General features: G+C 69.6%; 1 protein-coding gene. It reads right to left on the reverse strand.

The genetic code is table 11. The annotated features are described in order from the left end of the window. Positions 1–160: 160 nt before the first annotated feature. On the reverse strand, positions 161–1,279 hold the full coding sequence (locus ACFPZN_RS56020) for an MlaD family protein (RefSeq protein ID WP_378293582.1): 1,119 nt from the start codon (positions 1,277–1,279) through the stop codon (positions 161–163). Between the last annotated feature and the right edge of the window lie 119 nt (positions 1,280–1,398).

Genomic DNA, 1,398 nt, shown 5'->3' on the forward strand with positions numbered 1-1,398 from the left:
CCCCCCGACATCGTCGAAGGTCGCGGTGACCCGGTAGGAATCGGAGAAGTCCAGCCGCGCGATCTGCATCGCGATGAACCCGGTCAACGTCACCGTCACGGCCAGGAACAACAACAACCGCGCGAGCGAGGAGAACGCCTTCTCAGGACGCGCCGCCATGTCACCGCCCTCCTATGGATGGGAGCGGCAAGGTGGGACGAGGCGCGGTGCCCGCGCCCGTGCCTCCGCCGCCGGCGGTGCCCGTACTGGTGGCAGTGCCGGAGCCGGAGCCGCAGATGCCCAGGATGAGCTCGCAGGGATCGGTGGGAAGCATGATCTTGGCTGCGAGCATGTGCTTGCCTTGCGGAGCGGCCGGCCACGAGACCGCCCGGTAGATCGGCAACTGATCGATGATCGAATCGATCGAGGGGCCCACGATCCCGCCCCCCACGCCCAGTTGGGCGTAGATGAACGAGGTCGCGCGCTCGGCCGAGCGGCCTGCTTGGCCGAGCTGGCCGCCATGCCGGTTCAGGCCACCGGCCAGCATCCCCGACAGGCGCGCGGTCTCCCCGGTCAAACGCCGCAACCGGTCCTGACCCGAAGCGGCCGTGCCCACGATCGCATTGGTGTCACCCGCCAACCCGGCCACGCTGTCACCGATACCGCGCACCTGCGCCAACCGCGCCAGATCAGCGGTGAACCGCACCGCCCGCTGCCGCTGCTTATGACCGATCGCCACGATCGTGTCCGCATCGTCCAGCAGCTCACGGACCGGGGTGGCCTGCCCGCCCAGGCCCTGGGCGAGGGTGCCCACGATGATCGACACATCCCGGGCATCGATCGCCGTCAGTATCCGATCGGCGCTGGACACCAGATCGTCCAGATCCTCCGAACCGGCCGTCGCGGCGATGTGGGCGCGGTCGGCGTAGTAGGGGCCGGCGCCCTCGCCCTGGCCGGGGACGAGGTTGATGAACTTCGGCCCGAACACCGACTCCGGCTCCAGGGAGGCCCGGGCCGTCCGAGGGACCTGGACGCCCTCGTTGATGCGAAGAATGAGGCGGGCGCGGCCGTTGGGCAGCAGGTCGATCGACTCGACCTGACCCACCTGCACCCCGCGGACCTTGATCGGGGACGTGGTGGTCAGCCCCTGGCTCGCCTTGTCGAAGTCGGCGGTCAGGCGCGTGCCCTCGGCCTCCCACGGCTTGGTGATCAGCGCGTACAGCACACCGGCGGCGACCACGAGGGTCAGCAGCGAGACGGCCAGGCGCCGGGTCAGCGAGTCGGGTTCGTTGGTGGTCATCCGGCCAGCCTCACTGTTCCGCCCTGCCCCCAGAACACATACGACAGCAGCAGGTTGAGCGTGACGATGACGATGATCGACAGGCGGATCGCGCGGCCGGCGGCCTGCCCGACGCCGAC

Source organism: Actinomadura rugatobispora (genome assembly GCF_042656285.1).
GTDB classification, from domain to species: Bacteria; Actinomycetota; Actinomycetes; order Streptosporangiales; family Streptosporangiaceae; genus Spirillospora; species Spirillospora rugatobispora.